Source organism: Sphingomonas sp. SORGH_AS_0879, assembly GCF_030819175.1.
Classification (GTDB): Bacteria; Pseudomonadota; Alphaproteobacteria; order Sphingomonadales; family Sphingomonadaceae; genus Sphingomonas.
This window is the reverse complement of record NZ_JAUTBJ010000002.1, coordinates 3,439,573-3,460,898: the sequence shown is the minus strand read 5'-3', so window position 1 is coordinate 3,460,898 and position 21,326 is coordinate 3,439,573. Positions and strand designations below refer to the sequence as shown.

The following is a 21,326-nucleotide window of genomic DNA, read 5'->3' as shown; positions in this document are numbered from 1 at the left end:
TTATAAATGCCAATCGAAATTCAAAGGGGGGCATCAATGTCCAAGAAGACGATCCTGTCGCATTATACGGTTGCTATGGCGGGGGCATTGATTGCTCTGTTACCGGTGACGGTGTTCGCCCAGACGGCGAGCCAGATCACACCGCCAAGCTATGCCCCGCCGGCACAGGCGGAGCTACGCGCGCCGCTAACCCTTCCGGCGGAGGCGATGCGGACCCCGCCGGAGGGTGCCAACACGCTATTCGTGACGCCCCAGGGGTTGACCATCGAGGGCGGGAAACTGTCGCCCGCGACCGAGGCGCAGTTGCGCCAGCGTCTGGATGGCAAGCGCGTGTCGGTTGCCGAGATCTTCGCCGCGGCGGGTGAAGCGGAGATGGCCGAGGCGAAGGCGGGGCGGGTGCTGCTCCGCGTGTCGGTGCCGCAGCAGGATCTGAAGGACGGTGCGCCCGTGCGCCTCGCCGTGGTGGAAGGCTTTATCGAGCGGGTCGACACGTCGGGGCTGCCCGCCAATGTCCGTTCGCGCATCGCGCGGCTGGCCGAGCAACTGACCGAGGACAAGGCGCTCACCCTGCGCGATCTCGAACGGCGGCTGATGCTGGCCGCCGACGTGCCGGGCGTGACGGTGCGCTCGACGTTGTCGCCCGGCGAGCGTCCGGGCGGGACGGTGCTGCGACTGGAGGGCGAGTGGCAGCCGGTCTCGGGGTTCGTCAGCCTCGATAACACGCTGTCCAGCGCGCTGGGCTCGCTGACCTATGGCGCGGGGGTGAATCTCAACTCCGTGCTGGGGGCGGGCGAGCAGATCTACCTGCGCGCCTCGGGGCTGCCCAATACCGGGCACCGCACCAGCGTGCTCGACCCGACGCCGCGTAACCGTGCGCTGGCAGCCGGGCTTGTCGTGCCGCTGGGCGATGACGGCCTGACGCTGACCCTGGAGGGCACCGATGCGCGCACCGCGCCGCGTCCCGCCAGCGCGACCTCGCCCGGGTTCGGCAGCCGCTTCCAGCGTTTCTCCTCGACCTTGCGCTATCCGGTGGTGCGGCGGCGGGACGTGTCGGTAGGCGCCTCGCTCGGATTCGATGCGCAGAATGAGCGGGTGCGGATCATCGACCCGGTCGTCCTGCCCCTGTCGCAGGACCGGTTGCGGGTGGTGCGGCTCGGCGCCGACGCGAGCGCCTATCTGCCGGGTGAGGGCTTTGTCTCGGCCCAGGTCGAAGCCTCGTTGGGCGTGACGGGGCTGGGCGCGCGCTCCGCATCGCAGGCGACGGTGGCGGTGCCGCTGTCGCGTGCGGGCACGGACGCCGACTTCCGCAAGCTGACGGCGTCGTTCAACCTGACCCAGCCGCTGGCCCCCAATCTGGCGGTGGGTCTGCGCGCGCGGGGCCAGACCAGCTTCGGCCAGGTCATGGCCAATTCGGAGCAGTTCGGCATAGCCTCGGTCGACGGCATTTCGCCGCTCGATGCCGGGCGGGTGCAGGGCGACAGCGGCTTCTTCGCCCGGGGCGAGTTGAAGGCGCCGTTCGTCGCCGCCGCCAGCGGCATCCTGGCGAACATCACGCCCTATGCCTTCGCCGCACAAGGGACCGTGTGGTTCGAGCAGCCCACGGTGTTCGAACGGCGTCGCACCGACGCCTTTGCCTATGGCGCGGGGATACGCGTCGCGGGGCAGGCCCGGGACGGGAGCCCGGGTGTCACCGCCAGCCTCGAATATGGCCGCGCCCATCTCGAGGGGCTTCGACCCGACCGCCTGACCTTCTCCGTTCTCACTCGCTTTTAATCCGGGGGCCGTACCATGACCAAGAAACTCGCGCTCGTCCTTCTCTCCAGCAGTGCGCTGGCCTCGCCGGTATTCGCCCAGTCGGTCCCGACCGGCGGGCAGGTCCAGGCGGGCCAGGCGTCGATCAGCACGCCGTCCGACCATGCCATGACGATCACGCAGACCACGGACCGCGCGATCATCAACTGGCAGGACTTCTCGATCGCGAAGGGGGGGCGTGTCGACATCGTCCAGCCCGACGCCCGGTCCGCGCTGCTCAACCGGGTGACCGGCGACACGACCAGCGTGATCGCGGGGCAGCTCAACGCCAACGGCCGGGTGTTCCTGGTCAATCCCAACGGCATTCTGATCACCAAGACGGGCAGCGTGAACGCGGCGGGCTTCACCGCCTCGACGCTGGACATCGCCGACAGGGACTTCATGGCGGGCAGCGATACGCTGACCGTGACGGGCCGCCGTGACGCCCAGCCGATCGGCTTCGCCAAGGGCGGTTTCGCCGGGCTGTTGCAGGACAAGGCGGGCGGCTATGTCCGCGCGCGGGTCGAGGCGATGGCCGGGGGCGGCGAGGCGCTCGATCTTGACGGCAGCGGCTTCCTGCGCGTCGCGCTGCCCGAAGGGGGCATCACCGTCGCGGGCCGGATCACCGCGAGCGACATCGTGCTGAGCACGGGCACCGCGCGCGACGCGGCGCGCGGGATCGTCAACGTGTCGGGCGTGCTCGATGCGTCGAGCGTCTCGACCAGGGGCGGCACGATCACGCTGACCGGTGACGCGATCAACCTCACGGGTGCGCGGATCGACGCCTCGGGCGCGACCGGTGGGGGCCGTATCCGCATCGGTGGCGACTGGCAGGGCGGCGGCACGCTAGCGCGGGCCGCGACGCTGAGCGTCGATGCGGCCAGTAAAATCAAGGCCGATGCGGTGGGCACCGGCGACGGCGGCTCGGTCGTGCTCTGGTCGGATCACCGGACCGACTTCGCCGGCGCGATCAGCGCGAAGGGTGCAGGGAGCGGCATCGGCGGCGATGCGGAAGTCTCGGGCAAGGCGGTGCTGGCCTATAGCGGCACCGCCGACCTGACCGGCAGCCGCTTCGGCACGCTGCTGCTCGATCCGTACAACGTCACCATTTCGAGCGCGACCGACAGCAACCAGTCCGGTTTCACCGCCACGGCAAGCGGCAGCGTCATCAACGTGGCGACGCTGCAAAACGCGCTGGCCAGCGCGAACGTCACCGTATCGACGGGTAGCTCGGGGTCGGGGTCGGAGGCGGGCAACATCACCGTCGCCGCGCCGATCGCCTGGGCGTCGAGCAGTCAACTGACGCTGAACGCCGCAGGCAATATCGCTATCAACGCGCCGATCACCGTCAATGGCGGCGGCAAGGTCGCGCTAAACTACTCCACGGTCAATGAGATCACCGGTGGGCTGACCTATGGCCAGGGAGGCGCGTTGACGTTCGCGGGTGGGCAGTCCGGGCAGGCGTTGACGCTCAACGGAACATCCTTCACGCTGGTCCGCAGCCTGACTGATCTCGATGGGATCAATAGCGGCCTTTCCGGTAATTACGCGCTGGCGAACGACATCGACGCCGCGGGCACGAGCTTTACCCGCGCCGTGTTCGGGCGTGACAACTCCTATCCGTTCACTGGCACGTTCGATGGTCTGGGCCATGTCGTCAGCAATCTCAGTATGGCAGGGACGAACGATTATACGGGTTTCATCGGCGCGACAGGCGCTGCCGCGATCGTGCGGAATGTCGGCGTAGTCGGTGCGAATATCACCTCGACGGGCCGCGGGGGCGGCCTCGTTGCTACAAATGAAGGCTTAATCCAGAACGCCTATTCTACGGGATCGATTTCGAGTTCGGGCAATAGTGTGGGCGGTCTGGCCGGCGCGACGTTTGGTTTCGGTGCCATCGTATCCAATTCCTATTCCGGCATGACCGTGAGCGGGGCTCAGGAGGTCGGCGGACTGGTCGGAAAAAATTCCGGCATCGTCCGCCGGTCCTACGCAACCGGCGCTGTAACGGCGACCAGTGGCAGGGTTGGTGGGCTCATCGGCCTGGCTAGCGGTCAAGGCATAAATACGGTCTATGCCACCGGTGCGGTCACGGGCCCTAATGCCGGCGGATTGATCGGCTATCTCGACAGCATCGCGCTCACGAATGCCTATGCAACCGGCGCTGTGAACGGCGAGGGGGCTGGTGGCCTTATAGGCACATCGCTCTATGGTCGCGTCACGGCGACTTACTCGACGGGGGCGGTTTCTGGCAGAAATGCGGGCGGCCTCATCGGCAACAGCAATAATTCGAGTATCAGCGAGAGCTATTGGGATATCAACACCTCGGGCCAAGGCACCAGCGCGGGCGGGGCGGAGCAGGGCATTACCACCTTCGGTCTGCAATACGGGAACAGCGGGCGATTTAGTCCGGCGTTCGCCACCAATGTCGGTGGACTGTATCCGTATCTGACCGCTTTCTTCCCCAACGGAGTCCAGGCGGTGTTCGGCACGGCCTATAGCGACGCGGGTGTAACCCCGCTCGCTTCGGGGGCAGGTGGCGCCAAGTACGTCTATGCCAGCGTCGGCGGCGGTGCATTCTCTGGCGTCACGACCGGTGCGAACGGCTATTATTATATGATGCTCCCCGTCGGGACGCTCTCCCCAAGCGGCACCAGCGTACTCGTCGCGACGACCGCAGACTCGACGGCGACCGGCACTATCAACGGCGCGAATCTGGCAACATTGACGGGCTCGACCGGCCAGTTCAATATCGATGGCGGGTTCTTACGCACACGGACAGCACAGGCATCCTTTTCAACCGCCATATCCGAACGTGCTGCCGCTCTGGCGGGGGTGAGCGCTGGCCAACAGGCTGCACTTTCATCGCTGGCTCCCCGCCTTACTGCAACCAATATTGCGGGCTTCACCATCGACACCGCCCTGTCCCTGACGGCCGGTTTCGGCGTGGAGGCGACCGGCGGAGACCTGACCGTCGCCGCGCCGGTGTCGATGGCGGGTACGGGGACGCTGACGCTCCGATCGTCGAAAAGCCTGCTGGTCAACGCGCCGATCGATATCACCGGCGGCGGCCAGGTCGTGCTCGGCTATGACAGAAACAGCGGGTTCAGCGGCGGGCTGGCGTTTGCGGCGGGCAGTTCGCTGACCTTCGCGGACGGCCAGTCGGGTCAGGCGCTGACGATGAACGGCGCGGCCTATACGCTGGTGCGGTCGATGGACGACATCGACTTCATCGACGGCGCGGCCGCCCGAACCGGTGTGGGCAACGTCACGGCGGCGAACCTGACCGGCAAGTTCGCGCTTGCGAAGAATCTGGATGCGAGCGCCTACAGCTATTTCAACTCGCTCGTCGGTCAGAATACGACCACGGACTCGACCGGAGCACCGAACGGCGGCGGGTTCGATGGCGTCTTCACCGGTCTGGGACATATGATCGACAAGCTGTCGATCACGGGTACCTTTACATCTCCAGTCCCAAACCTCCTCGGCGCAACCGGATTGTTCGGTGCCATCCAGCAAAACGGGTTAGTTCGCGACCTTGGACTCACGAACGTGTCCATCACAGGCAACAATAATATTGTCGGATCGCTGCTCGGGTGGAATTACGGAGGAAAAGTCATCCGGGCCTATTCGACCGGGAACGTTCTTCAGACGGCGGCCGGTAGATACTATACCGGAGGTCTGGTCGGATATTCTTCTGACGCAGCCTCGATCCTGCAATCCTATAGTTCGGCAACCGTCAAGGGGAATGCCCATGTCGGCGGCCTTCTTGGCGCCGGGAACAGACAGTCGAGCGTCATGCAATCCTTCGCGCTCGGCGATGTCAGCGGGACCAACCAAGTCGGCGGTCTGGTCGGCGGCAATCTGCAGGCCCAGATCAATCAGGCCTATGCCATGGGCAGCGTAACATTACTGCCTTCCACCTCCGGTGGCGGTACACCGTATGCCGGTGGACTCGTTGGACAGAATTATGAGGGAAACATCAGCCAGGCCTATTCTACGGGTCGGGTTCAAGGCTCCGGCTCCCCTATTCTCGGCGGGTTGATCGGTAAGGAAACGGGTACGGGGAGCGCAGTCGCCAATGTCGCCTTCGATCGCGACACGAGCGGCCTGACTGCCGGGTACGGCGCCGGCACCACCAGTTCGCTTCCGATCAACGGGTCCACGACCACATCCCTGCAAACCAATGGCGCCGCAAGCTTCGGCCTCGATGCGACGTTCTGGGGCGGCGGCACCAATGGCCAATATCCCTATCTGAAGAGCTTCTTCCCGAACGGCGTCCAGGCGATTTCGGGGATCGCGGTCGACCGTTCGACCGGTCAGGTCGCGCCGGGCGCCCGCGTCGCCACCTATGGCGTGAACGCGCCGACCGTGTCGGCGGGGGCGAACGGCTATTTCTATACGGTCGTCCCGAACGGGACGCTGGGCGTGGCGGGCCGGACGATCGCGCTGACGGTGACGCTGCCCGGCGCGACGACGGCCAGCGGGCTGTTCTATTCCGACAACGGCAAGATCGACACGAGCGGCAATCTGTCCGGCCTGTCCATGGGATCGAAGACGTGGGACATCCGGACCGCCCTGTCGAACTGGTCGGCGGTGGACGCGGCGCTCGGCACCACGCTGGGATCGGCGCGCTATGCCGACCTTTCCGCGCAGGGAACCGATTACCTGTATGTCCAGGCGACCGGCAGCGGGGGCTTCACCCTCGATCGCGCGCTGATCGTCGGGAATTCGAGCCAGACCAATGGTTCGAGCTATGCGTTCCTGTCTTCGGACAATGATCTGACCCTGGCGGCGGGCAGCGGCATCACTGCCGATGCGATCAACGTAACTGCGGTCGGCAGCTTTACCAACAACGCCGGCAGCCGTGCGCTCCAAGCGTCTCAGGGCTGGATCGTCGGTTCTGCCGCGCCCGGTACGACCGTCCTCGGCGGTCTGGCGCCCGATTACATCCAGTATGACTATCTGAACCAGTTCGTGCCGCGTCAGGGCAACGGCGTGCTCTACGCGCTGGCGCCGACCGTGCAGGCGTCGCTGAAGGGGAGCGTGTCGAAGGTCTATGACGGCACCACCGCCGCATCGCTGACGTCGGCGAACTATGATGTGACCGGGGCCGCCGCCGGCGACGTCGTGACGCTCGGGACGGCCGTGGCGACCTTCGACACCGCGAACGTCGGCACCGGCAAGACGGTGACCGTCTCCGGCTTCGGCAGCGCCACGGCCCTGAACGGGCAGACGTCCATCTATGGCTACAGGGTGGTGGTGAACGGCGGCAGCACCCTGTCGGGCGAGATCACGCCGGCCACGCTGACCTATGTCGCCGACGCGGCCAGCCGCAGCTATGGCGACGCCAATCCGGCGCTGACGGGTAACGTGACGGGCTTCGTCAACAACGAAACGGTGGCGAGTGCGACGAGCGGTACGTTGGCGTTCACCTCCACGGCCGGGGTCACCAACGGCATCGGGCAATATGCGGTCACGGGTTCGGGGCTGACGGCCAATAACGGCAATTACGTCTTCACTCAGGATACCGGCAACGCCACCGCGCTGACCATCACCCCGCGTGCGATCACGGTCGATGCCGATGCGCAGTCGCGGCTCTATGGCGATGCGGAGCCGACCTTTACCTATACGGTCGGCGGTAATGGTCTGGTGAATGGTGACACGCTGACCGGCGCGCTGGCGACCGATGCGGTGGCGACCAGCGATATCGGGCAGTACAGCATCCTGCAGGGGACGCTGGCCGCCTCGGCGAACTACGCCCTGACCTTCGCGGGCAACGACCTGAGCGTCACCGCCCGTCCGTTGACGGTGACCTACACGGCGACGCCGGTCAGCTGCGTCTATGGCAATGGGCTTCCGGATCTGGCGGGGGCTGTCGCCATCGACGGCCTCGTCAACGGCGAAAGCCTGACGGGCAATGCGGCGTGGACGACGGGCGCGTCGGCCAATCCGGTCGTGGGCCGCTATGCCGTCAAGGGTTTCGGCCTGCGGGCGAGCGAGAATTACCGGCTGACCAGCGTCCAGGCGGCGGGCAATGCCACCGCCCTGACGATCGATCCGCGTGCGATCACGGTCACGGCGGATGCGCTCAGCCGCGTCTATGGCAACGCCAACCCGGCGCTGACCTACACGGTCGGCGGACTGGGGCTGGTCGATGGCGACGCGCTGAGCGGCGGGCTCGTGACGACCGCAGCCACCCGCAGCGATGTGGGTAGCTATGCGATCGCGCAGGGTTCGCTGGCCGCATCGGACAACTATGCGCTGACCTATGTCGGGGCCGACCTGACGGTCACGCCGCGACCGCTGACGATCACCTATAGCGCGCGGCCCACCCCAGGCGTTTACGGCGAGACGTTCCAGGATATCTCGGGAACGGTGGACGTGAACGGTCTGCTCGACGGGGACTCGCTCACCGGTGCGCGGGTCTGGACCACCAATGCGACGTCGACATCCGGTATCGGTCGGTACGCCATCACCGGCTCCGGGCTCGGCGGCGGCGCGAATTATGCGCTGACCGAGATCCAAGGCAGCGGCAATGCGACCGCGCTCACCATCATCCCGCGGACGATCACCGTGGATGCCGATGCGCAGTCGCGGCGCTATGGCGATGCGAACCCGACGCTTACCTATGTCGTGGGCGGCAACGGCCTGGTGAACGGCGATACGCTGAGCGGTTCTCTGGCCACCGATGCGGTGGCGACCAGCGGCATCGGCACCTACAGCATCAGCCGGGGCACGCTGACCGGGTCGGCGAACTACGACCTGATCTTCGCGGGCAACGACCTGAGCGTCACCGCCCGCCCGCTGACGGTGACCTATACTGCGACGCCGGTCAGGGGCGTCTACGGCAATGCGCTACCGGCGCTGACGGGTGCGGTCGCCAGCGACGGTCTCGTCAACGGTGACAGCCTGGCAGGGACGGCGACGTGGACGACGAACGCGTCCGCCAATCCGGTGGTGGGCAGCTATGCGGTCACCGGTGCGGGGGTGAGCGCGAGCGAGAACTACCTGCTGACGAGCGTCCAGGCGGCGGGCAATGCCACGGCGCTCGCGATCACGCCGCGCGCGATCACCGTGACAGCCGATGCGCTCAGCCGCGTCTATGGCAACGCCAACCCGGCACTGACCTATACGATCGGCGGATTGGGGCTGGTCGGGGAGGACGCGCTGGCCGGCGCGCTCGCGACGACCGCGACGGCCACGAGCAACGTCGGGAGCTATGCGATCGACCAGGGTTCGCTGGCAGCCTCGGGCAATTACGCGCTGAGCTATGTCGGGACGGACCTCGTCGTGAACGCGCGGCCGCTGACGATCACCTACACCGCCACGCCGCTGAACAGCCTCTACGGCGATGCGGTGACCGGTCTCACGGGCACGGTCGCGAACAGCGGCCTGGTCAACGGCGACACGCTGACGGGATCGGTCTTGTGGACCACGACCGGTTCGTCGACATCGAATGTCGGCACCTACGCCGTGGAGGGCTCGGGCCTGGGCGCCAGCGCCAATTATGCGGTCACCAGCGTCCAGGACAGCGGCAATGCCACGGCCTTGGCGATCACGCCGCGAGCGATCACGGTCAGCGCCGATGCACGGACCCGCGTGTATGGCGACGCGAACCCGGCACTGACCTACACCATCGGTGGTCGTGGTCTCGTCAATGGGGACAGCCTGACCGGCGCGCTCACGTCCAATGCGGCCCCGACCAGCAATGTCGGCCGCTACGGCATCGGGCAGGGCACGCTGGGCGCATCGGCCAATTACGCCGTCACCTATGTCGGGGCCGATCTGGTGGTTACCCCGCGGCCGCTATCGGTGATCTACCGCGCAACGCCCATCCGCATCACCTATGGCGATCCGCTGCCGGCACTCAGCGGGACCGTCGCGGTCGACGGCCTTGTCAATGGTGATACGCTGGCCGGCACGGCGACGTGGGCGACCAATGCTCCGTCGAGCCTCGATATCGGGCGCTATGCGATCGACGGTGCGGGCCTGTCCGCCAGCGGCAACTATTCGCTGACCGGCACACAGGCGATCGGCAACCGGAACGCCCTGATCGTGACGCGCCAGGCGTCTGTCGATGCCCCCAACACCATCGCCAGCATCGTCATGGACAACCGCAACTTCGGGTTCCAGGTGCCGCTCCGGCCGGCGGCTGCCGATAGCGCGCCTGTCCTCATCCGCTACTGTTTCGCGGACGGGGGTTGCAGCGCCGGAGTCCGATGATCCTCACCCGCGACACCGGCGCGATGAGTGCCGGTGTCGCGGCAGGGTAGGGCCGATTTGCAAGGCGATATCCGGATAATGGCTGAAGATCGCCCTTCGAACGGCCCGACGGAAGATGTTGAAGAATATGGACAGGGCGTCGCGGCACAAAGCATCTGATCGGTCACCGATCAGTTCCAAGGCGGGGAAGCGCATATGATGCGTTTCAAAAATCCGGCGCCTTCGTGTCACGACACATCGGCCCGCACCTGTGAAGGTGCAGTGATCATTCCAAGAAGGGGAGCGGGGAAATACATTATGCGCAATGTAAACACTCCAGACCAAGCCTATGCCGATGCCCTGGCGGGGCTTCTGCTTTGTGCTGGTGATGTTTTGCGTACCGCTCAAGATGTGGCGGCGATCCGGAAGCACGAAGATCTCTCGGGCCGTATCGAGACGCTGCGGCTCGATCTGCTCGAATTGACGGGCAGCCGCGTTTCCGGGGCAGCGGTGATCCATCAGGCGAAAGCGAAACGCGACCATATCGCCGAGCGTGTCGGGCTCGCCCTCGGGCATATGGCGGACGCCGCCGGAGGAAGGGAACTGGCCCGTTCCAGCGTTCGCGATGAGGTCTTCGCGAATTTCATCAGGCAACGCATCGACCGCATCAGCCGAGCCGCCGCCCATATGCTGCTGCGCATGCTCGATCAGCCGGATCGTTTCATGGACCATCAGGCCTTGGCCCAGGCCGCACGTGTGGGGACGCACACCCCGACGGTGCGGGTCGTCAAGGTCTATATATGCAATATCCGCGCTGGTCTTGCCGAGCACGGGATCGAGAATGCGATCGAAACCGGTTGGAAAAGCTATGCGATTACGAGTGCGAAAGCGAGGGCGATTCTCGATTTCCTTCATCAGTTGAAAGATGCGACGTCGGATCAGCCGGAGACGTCATGATGGTCGCTTCGGGGCACTGATAGCGGTTCATCGCTCGGCGTCTCCACACGGATGCCCATGAGCCGGCACTCGGCCCCGTTGGAATCTCGAATGTCGATCGAATTCAGGTAACGAAATGGCCTTCGCTATCGTCAATGGCGAACAGGTCATTGTCCATGAAGCGCTAATTTGCCAGCGATGTCAGGTCGCGGGTGATCCACCGAGTGCCTTCACCAGGGCGATGCTGGCGCGCATCCGATCGGTCTCGACGCCGATCAGGGTGCGCTGCGCGTCGAGCGCGGCGGTCTGCGCGGTGACGACCTCCAGATAGTCGGACGCGCCGTCACGGTAGCGGGTCAGCGCCAGGTCGCTGGTCTTCGCCGCCGCCTGTGCCGCATCCCGCTGATCGACCGCTTGGGCGGCGAGATAGCGGTTGGCGGCGAGCGCATCCTCGGCCTGGCGGAAGGCGGTGATGACGGTCGCCCGGTAGGCGGCGGTCATCCCGTCATATTGCGCGCGCGACAGCCGGACCTGGGCATGGCGGCGCCCCCCGTCGAACAGCGTCAGCAGGCTGGCGACCGGCCCCAGTCCCCAGAAGCTGTTGGGCGCGGTCAGCAGCGATCCGTGCGTGCTCTGCCAGCCGCCCGACAGGCCGAGTGTCAGCGATGGGAAGAAGGCGGCGCGCGCCACCCCGATCCGCGCATTGGCGGCATAGAGACGCCGCTCCGCCGCCGCGATGTCGGGGCGGCGCTGGAGCAGTTCGGACGGCGTGGCGGCGGGGACCGGCGGCACCACCTGCGGCTGGACGCGCGCGGGGATGGCGAAGTCCGACGCCACCTGGCCGGTCAGGACCGCGATCTCATGCTCGGTGGCGGCGCGCATATTGGCGACGGCGGAAATCTGCGCGCGCGCATTGGCCAGCACGGTCCGCGCGCGGTTGACGTCGATGCCCGAGACGACGCCCCCGTCATGCCGCGTCACGGTCAGGTCATAGGCGCGGCCGAACGCCTCGGCGGAGCGGTGCAGCAGGTCGGCCTGCGCATCCAGCCCGCGCAGACGCGCATAGGCGTCCGCGACCGCCGCCTGAAGGCTGAGCCGGGCCGAGGCGAGGTCGGCACCGCTTGCCGCCGCCTCCGCGCGCGACGCCCTCACGCTGTCGCGGATACGACCCCAGAGATCGACCTCATAGCCCAATGTGCCGCCGAGCACGACATTGTCATAGGTGACGGCGGTTCCCTGGCTGAGCGGCCGTTCGGCGGACACGCGCTGGCGGCCCGCCTGTCCCGAGACGGAGATCTGAGGGGAAAGGGCCGACTGATCGATCCGCGCCTCCGCCCGCGCCGCGTCATAGCGGGCGAGCGCATCGGCCAGCGTCGGGCTGGCGCGTTCGGCGCGCGCCTCCAGATCGTCCAGCACCGGATCGCCGAACGCGCTCCACCAATGGCCGCGCGGTTGGCCGTCGAGCGGGGTGGCGGCGGTCCAGCCCGCGGGCGCGGCCGCTTCCTTGAAGGCGGGGGGCACCGCCGCCGCCGGGGGACGATAGGCCGGGGCCATCGAACACCCCCCGAGCAGGAGGGCCGTCATGGCGATGAGCGGTTCAGCCCGCATGGGTGCCGTTCCCGCCCGTCGCGGTGGCGGCGGCCGCCGCCTGGACGCGGACATGGTCGCCGCTGCGGATCGCGTCGGGTGGTGAGTCGACCACCGCGTCTCCGGCCCCCAGCCCCTGGGAGATGATGACCGTCTTGCCCGCGTCGCTGGCGATCGTCACCGGCTTCACCGTCACTCGCCCGCCGCGATCGACCACGGCGACGCTCGGCCCGTCATTGCCATAAAGGATCGCGCTGCCAGGCAGCGTCATGCCATGGCCGTCGCCCGTGCCGACATGGAAGGCGACCTGGGCGAAGGCACCGGGCTTCAGCGCGCCGTCGGGATTGTCGGCCTGGAGTTCGACCAGCACCGCGCCGGACTGCGCATCGACGGCCTGAGCGCTGCGCACCAGCGTCGCGGGGAAGCGGCGCTGCGGATATTCGGGGAGCGACAGCGTCGCCGCCATGCCGGGGCGGACCTCCGCCGAATAGCCCTGCGGCACGCGGACATAGATGCGCATCCGCCGCACGTCGGAAATGGTGAACAGCGGCTGTGCGGCGGCGTTGCCCGCGACGACAAGCTGGCCGATCTGCGCCGCGCGGCTGGTCACGACGCCCGCGAACGGCGCATGAAGCTGGGTGAAGCCCTGCAACGCCTGCAATCGGCGGACATTGGCGAGCGAGGCATGGGCCAGCGCCGACTTGGCGGCGAGGTCGCCCGATTTCTCGTCCGCCTCCTGTCGCGACACCGCGTCCTTGGCGAGCATCGTGTTCCACCGCCTGGCCGTCGAGGCGGCGAGATTCTGGTTGGCGACGGCGGTCTGATAATCCGCGCGCGCCTGGGCCAGTTGCTGGTCCACCTCGGGCGCGTCGAGGACGGCGAGCGTTTGGCCGGTGCGCACATGGTCACCGATATCGGCCAGCCAGCGGCGGACATAGCCGTTGGTGCGCGCATAGATGGCGGCGCTGTTGAACGCCTGGACATTGCCGGGCAGCACCAGCGCGTCGCCATCGCCGCCCGCCTGGGGCCGGATGACCGCGACGGTGGGCAGCGCGGCATCCGCGGCGGTCCGGTCGAGCGAGTGGCCCGCGTTCATCCGCGTCGCGGCCCCGAGTGCGACGACGGCGATCGCGATCGCGGCGGCACCGATGCCGACCTTCTTCATCGTACCGGGGCGGGGGGCTGCCGCCTCCGCCTGGGCGGAGAGCGACTTCATATCGGACAGGTCAGACATGGCTGGGCTGCATTTCCACGGAAGGGAGAGGGGGCACGGCGCGCTTGCGATGGACGAACGCGAAGATGGTGGGGACGAAGAACAGGGTGGCGATCGTCGCGCAGACCAGCCCGCCGATCACGGCGCGGCCCAGCGGCGCATTCTGCTCGCCGCCATCGCCCAGGCCCAGCGCCATCGGGGCCATGCCGATGATCATGGCGAGCGCGGTCATCAGCACCGGGCGGAAACGAACCATTCCGGCGTTCAGCGCCGCCTGTGTCGCATCGCCCAGTTCGGCAAGCTGTTCGCGCGCGAAGCTGACCACCAGGATCGAATTGGCGGTGGCGACCCCCATGCACATGATCGCGCCGGTCAGCGCGGGCACCGACAGGGTCGTGCCGGTGGTGAACAGCATCCACACGATCCCGGCGAGCGCGGCGGGCAGCGCGGTGATGATGACGAACGGGTCGACCCAGCTCTGGAAATTGACGACGATCAGCAGGTAGATCAGCACGATCGCGCCGAGCAGGCCGAAGCCCAGCCCGGCGAAGGCGGTGTTCATCGTCGCATATTGGCCGCGTATCGTGACCCCCGCGCCCTTGGGCAGATCGGCGGACAGCGACGCGATCGCGCGCTGCACATCGCCCGCCACCGCCCCCAGATCGCGTCCCTGGGTCGTCGCATAGATGTCGAGCACCGGCTGGATATTATAGTGCGAGACGACCGGCAACGCATTCGACCGGCGAATGTCGGCGACCCCGCCCAGCGGCTGCGGCGCGCCCGCATTGGTGCCGGAGACGGGCACGTTCGACAGGGCGCTCATCGACCCCACCAGATACTCGGGGGCCTGGGCGACGACCGGATAGGAGACGCCCGATTTCGGATCGACGAAGAACACCGGGGCCGATTGCGCCGTGCCCGCGAGCGAACTGGAAAGGCTGGTCGTCACGTCGCGCTCGGTCAGGCCATATTGGCCGATGCGCGAGCGGTTGACGTCCACGTCGAGCTGCGGCGAATGCCCCGGTTGCTGGATGCGCGCATCGGCGAGGCCTGGAATCGTCGCGACCTTGGCGAGCAGTTTCTGCGCATAGGCGCGGGTCGCGGTCATGTCCTTGCCGGTGATCTGGATGTCGATCGGGGCGGGCGCGCCGAAATTCAGGATCTGGCTGGTGATGTCGGCGGGCAGGAAGGCGAAGCTGGTGCCGGGGAAACGGCGAGGCAGTTCGCGGCGCAGCATCGCCACGATCTCCTCGGTCGGGCGATGCTTCTCGGTGAGCGTGATCAGGATGTCGCCATCCTGCGGCCCGATCGTGCCACTGTTGTTATAGACCGTGTTGATCGAACTGACCGGCAGGCCGATATTGTCCGCGACCGAGGCGATCTGCCCGGCGGGGGCGAGGTCGCGGACGGCGCGCGTGATCTCCTGGAAGCGCGCGGCGCTGTCCTCGATCCGCGAGCCGACGGGCACGCGGACATGCATCGCGATCTGCCCCGAATCGACACTGGGGAAGAAGTTGCGGCCGAGCATCGGCACCAGTGCGAAGGACAGGAGTACGACCGCCAGGAAGCCGAGCAGGAAGGGCTTGCGCGCGCCCAGGGCCCGCTGGAGCAGCCCGGCATAGCCCATGCGGATCCGCTCGAACCGCATCTCGAACCCGCGCTGGAAACGGACCAGCGGATTGCGCGAGGTCGGGGTGCCCGCCATGTGCTCGTCCTCGCCCGGCGCATGGGGCTTGAGCAGATACATGGCAAGCGTCGGCACCAGCGTGCGCGACAGGATGAAGGACGCGATCATCGCGAACACGACCGACAGCGCCATCGGCACGAACAGGAAGCCCGCCACCCCCGGCAGGAAGAACATCGGCACGAACACGATGCAGATACACAGCAGCGAGACGAAGGCGGGCGTCACAATCTGCGCCGCGCCGTCGAGGATCGCGGCCATCACGCCCTTGCCCTGTTCGAGATGCCAGTTGATGTTTTCGATCGTCACCGTCGCATCGTCGACCAGGATGCCGACCGCCAGCGCGAGGCCGCCCAGCGTCATCACGTTGAGCGTCTGGCCGAACGCCGCGAGGGCGGCGACGGCGGCCAGCACGGCGAGCGGGATCGACAGCGCGATGATGACGGTCGAGCGCCAGGATCCCAGGAAGAGCAGGATCATCAGGCTGGTCAGGGCGGCGGCGATCGCCCCTTCCTGCACCACGCCCACCACCGCGCCCTTCACGAACAGCGACTGGTCGCCGACCGGCAGGATCTTCAGCGTATCGGGCAGGGTCGCCGCGATCGCGGGCAGCTTGTCCTTCACCCCCTGCACGATCGCCAGCGTCGAGGTCGCGCCGTTCTTCAAGACGGTCAGCAGCACCGAGCGGCCGCCCTCGACATGGACGACATTCTGCTGCGGCCCGCTGCCGTCGCGGACATGGGCGACGTCGCGCATATAGATGGTCGCGCCGTTCACCACCTTGACCGGCAGGTCGTTGAGCGCGTCGATCGTGTCGGGTGCGTTGTTCAGACGGACGCTATACTGGGTCGGGCCGATCTTGACGAAGCCTGCCGGGTTGATCTGGTTCTGCGCGGCGATGGCGTTGCCGATGTCCTGCGCCGACAGTCCCTTGGACTGGAGCGCCAGCGGATCGAGGTCGATCTGGACCTGCCGCTGCTTGCCGCCCGAGGGGAAGGGCATGGCCAGGCCCGGCACCGTCACCAGCGGCGGGCGGATCTGGTTCTGGCCGATATCGAACAATTGCTGTTCGGACAGCCCCTTGCCCGATAGCGCGAGTTGCAGGATCGGCACGGTCGAGGCGGAATAGTTCAGGATCAGCGGCGGCGTCGTACCCGGCGGCAACTGGCGCAATATGGTCTGCGATATCGAGGTCACCTGCGCGGTCGCGGTGCGGATATCGGCGCCGGGCTGGAAATAGATCTTCACCACGCCGACACCCTGGAGCGACTGGCTTTCGACATGTTCGATATCGTTGACCGTGGTGGTCAGCACCCGCTCATAGGGGGTGACGATCCGGTCCGACATGTCCTTGGGCGGCAGGCCCGAATAGGTCCAGGCGACCGCGATCACCGGAATGCGGATATTCGGGAAGATGTCGACGGGCGTGCGCACCGCCGCCATCACGCCGACGATCGCGATCAGGATCGCCATCACGATGAATGTCAGTGGCCTGTGCAGTGCCACCCTGACGATACCGATCATCCACGCCCTCTCATCCGACGCGTCTGGCGACGCGCACGCCCAATTCCATTCCGCTCCCGTGGCGCGGCGATCGGAGCGGCCTGATCGAGAGCGGCCTTTCCAGCCCGCTCACGGCCTCATCCGTTGTCGCGATGGCGGAGCGATGCCCCCTTGGTTGTTTCGGGTCCAATACATAATATGGCTCGATTGATATGTCGGGAATATGGATCGATGGACCTTCGGCATTTGCGCTATTTCCTGTGCGTCGCCGAGGAGATGCATTTCGGTCGCGCGGCGCGGCGACTGGGCATTTCGCAGCCGCCGCTCAGCCAGCAGATTCGCGCGCTGGAAGACGAACTGGGCGTGCGATTGTTCGATCGCACCAGTCGCCGCGTCAAGCTGACGGAGGCGGGGATGCTGTTCGCGCCCGAGGCCCGTCAGACGCTTGCGCAGGCGGATCATGCGGCACAGACCGCACGACGGGCGCAGCGCGGCGAGATCGGGCATCTGGCGCTCGGCTTCACGCCGTCGGGCCCCTTCGTGCAGATCGTCGGCAATGCGCTGTCCCGCTTTCGCGACGCGCATCCGGAAGTCCAATTGTCGTTGCAGGAGCGGGGGCGCGACGAGCAGATCGCGCGGGTGGAGGAGGGGGAACTCGACATCGGGCTGATCCGCGGATCGACCAAACCCTGCCTGCCCAAGGGCATGGTGTCCCGCTGCCTCATCACCGAGGATATGCTGCTGGCCGTGCGCGCCGATCATCCACTGGCCGTGCGCCCCGCCGACCCGCAAATCGCCGATCTGGCCGATGTGCCCCTCGTCCTTTATGCGCCCGCGATCGGGGCGGGGTTCAACGAGCATTTCCTGGCGCTGTGCGATCATGCGGGCTTCCAGCCGCGCATCGCGCATGAAGCGAGCAGCTTCGCGACGCTGCTGGGTCTGGTTTCGGCGGGGTTCGGCGCGACGATCCTGGCCCGATCGCTGGAGCGCCTGCATATCGATACGCTGGTCTATCGACGGCTGGACGCCCCCGTCACCAGCCGACTGTTGATGATCCACCGCGCCGACCTTTCTCCCACCGCCCATGCCTTTCGCGCGGTGATCGAGGCGGAAGCGGCCTGCCATGGATGATCCGGGCAGCGGCCCCGTTCGGGATCGGGAAAACTGCCATCCGAGCCGAAGCCTCAGCCCTGCCGGCGGCTTTTTATGAGGGGCTGGATGCGGGTGCCGAAGGCCTCGACGCCTTCGAGGAAATCGTCGAAGGTCAGCAACACGCCGCCCGTGTTGGGCACTTCGGCCATCTCGTCCAGCATCCGCGCCACGCTTTCATAGCCGCCCTTGCTCGCATAGGCGTTCTGCATGTCGATGACGACGACCGCGGTATCGGCCGGGGACCGCCGGATCGCCTCCGGCCGTGCGTTCAGCACGAGCGTATCGCTGGTCGACTGGAGGCGATGATCGACGATCGGTCCCATGGTCATGCCCCCATCGTTGCGCATCCTTGGCGTCCGGGCGAGCCGCGATCCGTTTCATTTCCGCACCATGGGAACCATGCCGGATGGATCAGGGTGCTGCTCCGACCGCATTGTTCGACCGGTCGTGATCGGGCAGCTTGTGGTCGGGGTCGAGTTCGGCGCTCACCACCTTTCCGGCAGGCACCGGCACCGCCGTCGCCTCCTGGCGTATCCAGGTTTCGGCGGGCAGGCGCAGGTCGCGGGTGGTGCCGTCGGCATAGCGGACCCGCAGCGTGGCGGGCATCACCAGCTTGTCGCGGGACGCCACGCGGATCAACGGCGTGCCGTCCTTTGCAGCCTCGATCCCCGTCACCGCCAGATCGAGCTGCCAGTTATGGGCGTACCAGCCGCGCCACCAATAGGACAGGTCCTCGCCCGCCTCGCTCTCCATCGCCCGGAAGAAGTCGGCCGGTTGCGGATGGCGATAGGCCCAGGCGGCGACGAAGCGGCGGAAGGCGGGATCGAAGCGCTCCGGCCCCAATATCTGCTCGCGCAGCAGGACCAAGCCCAGCGCCGACTTGAAATAGGTGACGGGGTGCCGCCACTTTTCGATGACCGTGTCCGCGCGCGACAGGATCGGCGGCGCATCCCTGTCGGCCAGCACGGGCAGGATCTCGTCGACCGGGTTGCCGCCGCCCTCGGCATATTCGCTGTCGCGCTTGGGGCCATATTCGCCCCGGTTGAAGTCGTCCGACTGATAGACGTCGATGAAGGTGTTGAACCCCTCGTCCATCCAGGCATGGCGTCGTTCGTCGAAGCCGACGATCATCGGGAACCAGTTGTGCCCGATCTCATGCGCGGTGACCCAGAACAGCTCCTTGCCCGCATCCTCGGGCGCGTCGAACACGATGCCGGGATATTCCATGCCGCTGGTCGGCCCCGCGACATTGATCGCGGCGGGCCAGGGATAGGGATACCAGCGCGCCGAAAAGCGCTCGACCGTGTCCTTCACATATTCGGTCGAGCGGCCCCAGCGCGCATTGCCCGCGCTCTCGGCCGGGTAATAGGACATGGCGAGCGACGCGCCGCCGTTCGGTAGCCGGATACGCGCCGCATCCCAGGCGAAGGCGGAAGAGGCGGCGAAGGCGACGTCGCGCGTATTCTTCATCCGGTAATGCCAGGTCAGCGCGCCGCCGCGCGCCGGGCGAGAGGCGGGATCGGCGATCTCCGCGACGGTGCGGATGGGCACGGTGGCGTCGCTGCCCCGTGCCTTGTCCAGCCGCGCGACCTGTGTCGGGGTCAGCACCTCGCGCGGGTTCATGAGTTCGCCCGATCCCGCCATCAGCATCGCCGCCGGGAGCGTCACCCAATAGTCGAAATCGCCATATTCGAGGTAGAATTCCTGCGCGAGATACGGTGCCGTGTCCCAGCCGCGAATATCGTCATACACCGCCATGCGCGGATACCATTGCGCGATGTCATAGATGTCGCCGCCCGGCGATGCGCCCCAGGAGGTGCGACCGCCCCAGGCCTCTGGAATGCTATAGTGGTAGCGGATCGTCACCACCGCCTTGCCATGCGGGGCGAGCGGAGTGGGCAGGCGGAGTTGCGCGCGCGTATCGCTGACCAGCGGCGTCACGCTCGTCGCCGGACCACCGGTGACCGCGACGCTGACCGCCTCCATCACCATGCCGTCGCTATGGCCCGCCGGAACGCCGCCGCGCGCCAGGCCGCCGCGCGATCCGGGCTTGTAGAGATTCTGGTCGATCTGCAACCACAGCGCGTCGAGCGTGTCGGGGCTGTTGTTGGTGTAGCTGATCGTCGCCGTGCCCGCGATCGTCCGGGTCGCGGGGTCGAGCGTCACGCGCAACTGATAGTCGGCGCGATTCTGCCAGTAATCGGGGCCGGGCAGGCCGTTGGCGCTGCGATAGCGGTTGACCGGCTGGGGCATGTCGAACGGCGCGAACGTCTCGCGCGGTTGATAGTCCTGAGCGCTCGCGGTGGCGGCGACCAGTGCGAGGAGGGGGAGGGCGCGCCTCAACGATCGAGCCTCGGCATGACGCGCTGGGCGACCAGTGTCTCCTCGGCGGCGCAACCCTCCGGCCTGGGCGTGGCGGGGTCGGCGCGCAGCCGGGCGATCTCCTCGCGGGCGGCGGCCAGATCCTGCTGATAGGCGGGCTTGGTGCGGACCAGCGCCATGGTCGCGCTGGCGGAGAGCATCCCGCCCTCCACCGCGCTTTCGTTATGCGCCCCGCAGACGAAGCGGCTGTCGCCATAGGCGCGGCCCCGGCGCAGGATCGGCCCGGCGCGGTCGGGTGCCAGTTCGGTCAGGATCAGCGCCCAGGTCCAGCCCCAGGTGGTGTGGCCGGACGGATAGTCGAAACTGTCGGCAAGCTGCGCGACCGGCTGGCACACCGGCCCTTTGTCCTGGTGAAAGGGGCGAGCGCGGCGGTAGCTATTCTTCGCGATATTGGTCTGGGCGGCGGTGTCGGCCCCGGCGCGCGATACCAGCCGGAGCGTCAGCGGCGCATTGTCCGGCGTCAGTGCGACGCCGACGGCACAACTGAAATCGCGCATCAGCGCGGGCCGCGAGGTATCGACATCGTTCGTCGCCAGTTGCCAGCGCGGCGTATCCGCCAGCTTGCGCGTCGCGCGGAAGATCTGGCGGTCGGTATCATAGCGCGGATCGCCCTTGCGCGGGGCGGGCTCGATCACCTGCGTCACGTCGAACTCGCCGGGAGTCAGATAGCCCGGATAGTCCTTCTTCGCGGCAACGCCGCCTGCACCGAATGCGATAAGCAGGCCGCTCACGACGATCGCCGCATGGCGCAACGGGCGACGGGTAACGGGCAAGGCATGGACGTTCATGGACCGGGGCATGGAACCGCTCTCGTCAGTGGGAATCACACGTTACTCTGTATCATTCGGCGAACAGCGACAAGCGTGCAGGACG

Annotated in this window: 9 protein-coding genes and 1 pseudogene; 4 read left to right on the top strand and 6 right to left on the bottom strand. The window is 67.0% G+C overall.

Going from position 1 to position 21,326, the window contains the following annotated elements; translation table 11 throughout:
• Positions 1–36 precede the first annotated feature (36 nt).
• The 3 genes from QE379_RS16320 (at position 37) to QE379_RS16310 (ending at position 10,953) form a co-directional block, all read left to right on the top strand.
• Positions 37–1,773: a ShlB/FhaC/HecB family hemolysin secretion/activation protein gene (locus QE379_RS16320; RefSeq protein ID WP_307002118.1), complete on the top strand. Its 1,737-nt coding sequence runs from the start codon at positions 37–39 to the stop codon at positions 1,771–1,773.
• A gap of 15 nt (positions 1,774–1,788) precedes the next feature.
• Positions 1,789–10,017, top strand: coding sequence for an MBG domain-containing protein (locus tag QE379_RS16315; protein WP_307002115.1), 8,229 nt, complete (start codon positions 1,789–1,791; stop codon positions 10,015–10,017).
• Between the two features lie 195 nt (positions 10,018–10,212).
• A complete protein-coding gene (locus QE379_RS16310) occupies positions 10,213–10,953 on the top strand; it encodes a helix-turn-helix domain-containing protein (protein ID WP_307002113.1) in 741 nt (246 codons plus the stop codon).
• A gap of 180 nt (positions 10,954–11,133) precedes the next feature.
• Here the strand turns inward: QE379_RS16310 and QE379_RS16305 are convergent, their stop codons facing one another.
• Genes QE379_RS16305 through QE379_RS16295 form a run of 3 tightly spaced genes read right to left on the bottom strand, consistent with a single transcriptional unit; the run spans position 11,134 to position 16,940 of the window.
• The gene (locus QE379_RS16305) at positions 11,134–12,540 is read right to left on the bottom strand and encodes an efflux transporter outer membrane subunit (protein WP_307002111.1); all 1,407 of its coding nucleotides are present in this window, start codon (positions 12,538–12,540) and stop codon (positions 11,134–11,136) included.
• Positions 12,530–13,753 carry an efflux RND transporter periplasmic adaptor subunit gene (locus QE379_RS16300; protein ID WP_373461809.1) on the bottom strand — a complete coding sequence of 408 codons (1,224 nt, stop codon included), beginning with the start codon at positions 13,751–13,753 and terminating at the stop codon, positions 12,530–12,532. Before QE379_RS16300 ends, QE379_RS16305 begins: the two co-directional genes overlap by 11 nt.
• On the bottom strand, positions 13,746–16,940 hold the full coding sequence (locus QE379_RS16295; RefSeq protein WP_307002108.1) for an efflux RND transporter permease subunit: 3,195 nt from the start codon (positions 16,938–16,940) through the stop codon (positions 13,746–13,748). The genes QE379_RS16300 and QE379_RS16295 overlap by 8 nt, the downstream gene beginning before the upstream one ends.
• A 210-nt stretch (positions 16,941–17,150) precedes the next feature.
• Here QE379_RS16295 and QE379_RS16290 point away from each other — a divergent pair, with 210 nt between their 5' ends.
• Positions 17,151–18,050 carry a LysR substrate-binding domain-containing protein gene (locus tag QE379_RS16290; RefSeq protein ID WP_307002106.1) on the top strand — a complete coding sequence of 300 codons (900 nt, stop codon included), beginning with the start codon at positions 17,151–17,153 and terminating at the stop codon, positions 18,048–18,050.
• 53 nt (positions 18,051–18,103) lie between these two features.
• On the opposite strand, the pseudogene QE379_RS16285 reads toward QE379_RS16290, so the two are convergent.
• From QE379_RS16285 to QE379_RS16275, 3 genes and pseudogenes are all read right to left on the bottom strand, one after another.
• Positions 18,104–18,256, bottom strand: a pseudogene (locus tag QE379_RS16285) (pyrimidine utilization protein A); the annotation flags it as partial.
• Positions 18,257–18,482: 226 nt separating this feature from the next.
• Positions 18,483–20,414 carry a M1 family metallopeptidase gene (locus QE379_RS16280; protein ID WP_307002104.1) on the bottom strand — a complete coding sequence of 644 codons (1,932 nt, stop codon included), beginning with the start codon at positions 20,412–20,414 and terminating at the stop codon, positions 18,483–18,485.
• Positions 20,411–21,241: a phosphatase PAP2 family protein gene (locus tag QE379_RS16275; RefSeq protein WP_307002103.1), complete on the bottom strand. Its 831-nt coding sequence runs from the start codon at positions 21,239–21,241 to the stop codon at positions 20,411–20,413. The genes QE379_RS16280 and QE379_RS16275 overlap by 4 nt, the downstream gene beginning before the upstream one ends.
• Between the last annotated feature and the right edge of the window lie 85 nt (positions 21,242–21,326).

What these genes read in the sequence shown, in the direction of transcription:
- QE379_RS16315 (WP_307002115.1), top strand. Translation starts at nt 1,789, where the DNA reads ATGACCAAGAAACTCGCGCTCGTCCTTCTCTCCAGCAGTGCGCTGGCC.
- QE379_RS16275 (WP_307002103.1), bottom strand. Translation starts at nt 21,241, where the DNA reads ATGAACGTCCATGCCTTGCCCGTTACCCGTCGCCCGTTGCGCCATGCG.
- QE379_RS16305 (WP_307002111.1), bottom strand. Translation starts at nt 12,540, where the DNA reads ATGCGGGCTGAACCGCTCATCGCCATGACGGCCCTCCTGCTCGGGGGG.
- QE379_RS16295 (WP_307002108.1), bottom strand. Translation starts at nt 16,940, where the DNA reads ATGATCGGTATCGTCAGGGTGGCACTGCACAGGCCACTGACATTCATC.
- QE379_RS16290 (WP_307002106.1), top strand. Translation starts at nt 17,151, where the DNA reads ATGGACCTTCGGCATTTGCGCTATTTCCTGTGCGTCGCCGAGGAGATG.
- QE379_RS16310 (WP_307002113.1), top strand. Translation starts at nt 10,213, where the DNA reads ATGATGCGTTTCAAAAATCCGGCGCCTTCGTGTCACGACACATCGGCC.
- QE379_RS16320 (WP_307002118.1), top strand. Translation starts at nt 37, where the DNA reads ATGTCCAAGAAGACGATCCTGTCGCATTATACGGTTGCTATGGCGGGG.
- QE379_RS16300 (WP_373461809.1), bottom strand. Translation starts at nt 13,753, where the DNA reads ATGTCTGACCTGTCCGATATGAAGTCGCTCTCCGCCCAGGCGGAGGCG.